This window comes from Streptomyces populi (assembly GCF_002911015.1).
Taxonomy (GTDB): Bacteria; Actinomycetota; Actinomycetes; order Streptomycetales; family Streptomycetaceae; genus Streptomyces; species Streptomyces populi.
Genome location: NZ_KZ627052.1, coordinates 1 through 5,425, shown reverse-complemented (window position 1 = coordinate 5,425; position 5,425 = coordinate 1). Strand labels below are relative to the sequence as shown.

The 5,425-nt window shown below is 67.8% G+C and carries 4 protein-coding genes; 1 reads left to right on the top strand and 3 read right to left on the bottom strand.

All coding sequences use genetic code 11. From position 1 onward, the window contains the following. Window positions 1–22 precede the first annotated feature (22 nt). On the bottom strand, window positions 23–988 hold the full coding sequence (locus CW362_RS42255) for an alpha/beta hydrolase family protein (protein WP_103554882.1): 966 nt from the start codon (window positions 986–988) through the stop codon (window positions 23–25). Between the two features lie 169 nt (window positions 989–1,157). Here CW362_RS42255 and CW362_RS42250 point away from each other — a divergent pair, with 169 nt between their 5' ends. Continuing rightward, window positions 1,158–1,754, top strand: coding sequence for a TetR/AcrR family transcriptional regulator (locus tag CW362_RS42250; RefSeq protein ID WP_103554881.1), 597 nt, complete (start codon window positions 1,158–1,160; stop codon window positions 1,752–1,754). A 347-nt stretch (window positions 1,755–2,101) separates the two neighbouring features. On the opposite strand, the gene CW362_RS42245 is transcribed toward CW362_RS42250, so the two are convergent. Both CW362_RS42245 and CW362_RS42240 read right to left on the bottom strand, forming a co-directional pair. Further along, window positions 2,102–2,389, bottom strand: a complete 288-nt coding sequence (locus tag CW362_RS42245; RefSeq protein ID WP_240658343.1) for an NUDIX domain-containing protein — start codon at window positions 2,387–2,389, stop codon at window positions 2,102–2,104. A gap of 234 nt (window positions 2,390–2,623) precedes the next feature. Then, window positions 2,624–5,116, bottom strand: coding sequence for a DEAD/DEAH box helicase (locus CW362_RS42240; RefSeq protein WP_103554883.1), 2,493 nt, complete (start codon window positions 5,114–5,116; stop codon window positions 2,624–2,626). Window positions 5,117–5,425 lie beyond the last annotated feature (309 nt).

Here is a 5,425-nt window from a genome sequence, read left to right as displayed (position 1 = left end):
GAGGGACGTGGCCGCGGGGGGCTTACTTGGATTCGACTCGTCCTATCGGGTTGGGGCCGGTCGTCAGTGCCTCGCACGCGCCCTGCCACGTGGGGGCGCCGGGGTGAAGCTGGGTGTGGAGGTAGGCCGCGGTGAGCCGGGCGAGGGCGGCGACTCGCTCGGGATTCTCGTCGGTGGTCTCGGCGGCGTCGTATCCGGCGATCCCGCCGAGTCCGTGCTCCGCGTCGAACAGGGTGAGCAGGCTCTTGGGTCCGGGGGCGAGGGTGTAGGGGTCGGCGTGCCAGTCCGGTCCCATGTCCGTGAAGTGCCGGGAGTCGTCCTTGTCACCGGCGACGACCAGCGCGGGTGCGGTCATGGTGGAGAAGTCGACGGCGCCGATGATCGGCCACTGCTCGGCCATGGGCCCGTTGAGGGCGTCGCCGCCCCTGCCGGGCGCGGCGAGCAGTACGCCGGCCTTGATCCGGGGCTCGACGAGGTGCACCACTTTTCCGGTGTCGGGGTCGTTGAGCCCGGCGCCCAGCAGGAGGGCGGCGGTGAAGCCGCCGAGCGAGTGTCCAGCGAGGGCGACCTTGGTGTGGTCGATCCGTCCTGCGAGCTGCGGCACAGCGCGCTCGATCATGTCGAGTCCGTCGAGGATGTGGGTCATGTCCTCGGCGCGGGAGCGCCAGAAGTCGGGTGCGCCAGGTGCGTCGGCGACCAGGTGGCTCAGTGTCCTGGAGGTGAGGTGGGTGGGCTGGACGACGGCGAATCCGTGGGCAGCCCAGAAGTTGGCGAGCGGCGCGTAGCCATTGAGCGAGGAGAGGTTGTTCGAGGGGCCGTGACCGTGGGAGAGGAGGATGAGGGGGAGGCTGGTTCCGGTCGCGGGTGCGGAGACGCGCACCTGGAGATCTACGGGACGTCCGGGCACGGAGAGGACTACGGGGCTGAAGGACAGGACCGGGGCGGGCGTGCCCAAGGCGTCGGCGCTGGTGGCAGTCGATGTGCTCACGATGTGGGTTCCCTTTCGGTGGCACCTGCCCGCCCGCCGGTCTCCTGCGACCGACGACGGACAAGGCGGACAGGGGCATCCCGCTTCGGCTAACCTGAAGCGGAGCGCCGCTCCGATTAGTATCCGGAGCGATGCTCCACTTTGTCAATCGGTGTGGAAGGAGTGCGCGATGACCACCGACAGCTCTGCAGAGGAGTCACCGTCCCGGGGCAAGCGGGCCGACGCCCAGCGCAACCGGCAGACGGTGCTCGCTGCCGCCGCCGAGGTGTTCGTCACCTCCGGCGTCGACGCACCGATCCGCCAGATCGCGGCCCAGGCGGGCGTCGGGATGGCCACGATCTACCGCCACTTTCCAACCCGGGCGGATCTCGTCACAGCCGTCTACCGCCACCAGATCGAGGCATGCGCCGAGGCCGGCCCGAACCTGCTGGCCAGTGCCGGCTCCCCGCTCGACGCACTGCGCCAGTGGATTGACCTCTTCGTCGACTTCCTCGTCACCAAGCACGGACTTGCCGACGCCCTGCAGTCCGACAACGACCGCTTCGCCGCACTGCACGCCTACTTCCTCGACCGCCTGCTGCCCGTCTGCACCCAACTACTCGACGCTGCGGTAGAGGCCGACGACATCAGGCCCGGTACACAGCCATACGAGCTGATGCGCGGCATCGGCAACCTCTGCATCGGAAGCGACAACGACCCCCGCTACAACCCCCGACGCCTGATCACCCTCCTCCTCCAGGGACTTCAGCGACCTCACGGATCCTGATGTCGACGAGCGGCAGCGCGCCCTGATCCCTCCGCGCTTCCGCGCGCGATCTGAGCGGCCGCCTCTCAACAGCCGGAGACGCTGACAGGCAACAGCGCCCCTGAGCTGGTGCTGTCACTTCTCATGAACATCGAACACAACACCATCAGAACGCTGCTCACCGTCGTGAACATCCGCTCTCATCACCCGGGCTCTGGCTCAACTTCTGTGATCTGGCGCAGCCGCTCAGGGTGCCTCGGACGCCGCACGAGGAAATCTGCCGGTCAGCGGCTTGCGACGAGCCGGTTATCGGCTCACGGGTCCCGACACCACAGAAGTTGAACCAGAGCCATCACCCGTGAACAAAGTCAGTCCTGCTCTGTCGCGGTCAGTTCCCGGGCTGCCAGAGTCAGGCCGCGGGCTTCGAAGAGGTGGACGGGTGCGGGGGACTTCAACGTGATCGCACGCGAGCCCAGCGGTGTCCAGTGCCCGGCGCTCACGCCGGCTTCCTCACGCAGCCCGCGGCAGGCGCACTCCAGCGGGCTCCCGCTCTCTTCCCGCCGTCCTCGGGGAAGGAACAGATACGCGCCGCCGTGCGCGGGAAAGCCGGCGCTCAACAGCGTGACGAGATCGTGCTCGTCGCGTACTACGACCACCGAGGCATCGCGCAGAGACCCGCCTGCCTCCGGGAATGCCCAGCCGACGGGCCGCGTTAGGGACGGTGTGGTTGTGAAGGGGACAGTGTCCCCGGGCCTCACCTATAGCCCATGAGGACGATCGTCCGGCTGAAGCCTCATGGAGCCTTTCGCCACGTAGGCGACCGCCCTTCACCGCCACACGCACGTCGACGGCCCGCCCCGTGACCACGGAGCGGGCCGTTCGTATGCGCTCTAGGACCAGCGCATGCCGAGCTGGTCCAGCTCGGCACGCCGTTGCGGGCTGAGCTTGGCCGCCCTGCGGCGGGTGTTGTCGAGGAAGGCTCCGAGCCTGACCTGCTCACCGTCGATGTCCTCCACCGCCTTCCTGGGCACCCGCAGATGGCCTTCGCGCGCCTGGAACTGCCGCGCCGCAGCAAGGTTGGCCGCCCACCGGTCGCCCTGGGTCCGCCGCACCGGCACCACGACATCGCCCTCAGCGGGCCCCTCCACGCCGATCGACTCCAGCAGGAACTGCTGCGCGGGCATGAGCTGCTCCCAGCCGCTCCGCTGCCCGGCAACCCACGCTCCGAGGTCCTCGCCCTGCACAACCAGCTCCCCAGCCATGTACGGGAGTTCGCCGCCGGCCCACACGTGGGCGAGGGCGAGCCGATAGCGGCGCTGCCACCCGATCTCCCACGCCGGGGACCACCCAGGATCCACCTCCGCCAACGCCTCCATACGCCCCGCAGACAGCTCACCGGCATACGACAGGCCCGTTTCCCCGGCGGCGCGGCGTTCGGCGTTCTCCGCCGCCTTCCTGGCCGCCGCACGCTGGTTCTTGGCCCACACCCCCAGCGGGAACGACTCCCAGACCACAGACGCAGCGGGCAGGAAATGCCCGTGCACGGCCGCGTACGAGCGCGCGACATCCAGGCCGGCATCCCACGCGGAAGCGTGCACCGACCAGACCATGCCCAGCCTCTCCAGCTCCATAACCCGCGAGGCCTCCAGCGCCCCCGCGGCGTAGTAACGGCGTTGATCCGCGATCCACGCCCCCAGCGGATGCGATCCCAACGAAGCGGACCAGTCCTCCGGGGTGACGTACGTGAACGGCACCCGCAGCTCGGTGCTGCCCGTCTCGCGCAACCACCGGGTCGCGGCCTCGATGCCACGCCGCCAGTACGCACCCTCCGGATCGATCACCCGCAACTGCACGAACTGAGTGAGTGCCGCCGGGTCGCGTTCCTCAGTGAACCGCAGCACTCCCGCAGCCCGGGACGACACCCGACCCGCTTCCGCATCGACGTCGTCCAAGCCGTCGAGGTCCACCTCCAACTCGCCTCCGTCAGTCTCCCGTTCGGCCACCGGACGGCTGTTACGCAGGCGAGGGTCCGCGAGCGCCTCGATCGTGTCCGCGTCGTGCGCCCGCAGAGCCCCCAGGACCTTGCTCAGAGTGCTGTAAGCGTCCGACGTGAGCAATTCATTCGGATCTTCGCCCGGCCCGAGAAACACCGGAACCACCAACGACGCCAGTTTCCCCCGACCCGGATGCAGCCGCAGAGCACGCCCCACCATCTGCACAATATCGACCATCGACCCACGCGCATCGGAAAAAAGAACCGCGTCACACTCAGCAGTATCGACACCTTCACCGAGAACCCGGACAGACGACAGCACACGAAATTCCGCACGCACATCCTGGCCCTCAAATTCGGAGCCACCGAGATAATCGGAGGCGAATTCATCCAGTACCGCCCTGCGGTGCCTGGGAGCGTGCTCGCCGCACAGCCACTCCGCCCACACCTGCTCCGCAGGCGGGTAGACGTCCGGCTCCCGCTCCGCGAGCCGGGCCGCGACCGCCGGCACCGACGCCGCCATCGCCTCCGCCTCACCCACCCGACTGTGGAAGCTCAGAACACGACGAAAGCGCTCCTCCACGGCCGCATGCATGAGCCCTGTCTGCACAGCCGCCAAGCGCGCCCCGCGCACCGCATCCGAACCCGTGTCCTCACTGGTCAAAGCCGCGTACAGATCAGGGTCACGGATATCCAGGCACAGCACCTGATACGGCGCCACGATCCCCCGACTGATCGCCTTCGACAACGTCAGCTTGTAGGCCACCGGCCCAAACACCCGCGAGCCATCCTCCATCGACGCCACCAACCGCGGCCGCTCACCCTCCGCCTCCCACACCCGCGCCGTCGCCGTCATATACAACCGACACTCCGCCGGCAGCTGTGCCTGGTTGTGCACGGCCGCCCACGGCTTGAGGCCGTCACCGCTTGTGCGGTGCGCCTCGTCCACCACCATCAGGCTCCATACAGGCAGGCCAGCCGCGTGAGCCCGCTGGAGAATGCCCAGCCCGACGGACGCGTACGTCGCGAACACGGTGACCGGTTCCAGGCCGGCCATCCACGAGACGAGTTCGTCCGGGTCGGTCGTGCACGGCAAGCCCTGGCTCTCCTCGGCCCGCAGCGAGCAGACACCGATCATGGTCCCGGACCGACCGGCACGTCGCCAGGCGCCGGCCATCTGCGTCAGCAGGTCCAGTGTCGGCACCAAAATCAGCACGCGCCGGGCAGAAAGCCGATGTGCGGACTCCACAGCGATCAGGGTTTTACCGGAGCCGGTAGCGGCGATTACCTGTGTTCGCAAGCCATCCGGAGGGATGCGTCCTCCGGGAGGAACACCGAGAATTCGAGCGACGTTATCGACAGCCTCAGCCTGATGCGGGCGCAATTCCATCTGAGTCACGAGAGTCCAATGCTTGGAGTGCGGAATTGTGACGATCCTTGACCCCAGAATTCATCCAGTCATCTAAATGACGACTTCCCGTCATCGCGACACCAGAGAGCGAGAGGTACCTAGCTATCATCCCAGAACCAAGCTGCCATAATAAGTGACGCACACGGGTCGACCAGAAACGGTTGGACCCTGCCGGCGTGACCGGTTCCGACAGGCAGCCCAGGGCGCACCTCCCCCTAGCCAGCCGCTTTTCTGACGCCCCCGGAGGGGGCGTCAGGTCCCGTACAGGACTGCGGAGCAGGCCTGTAC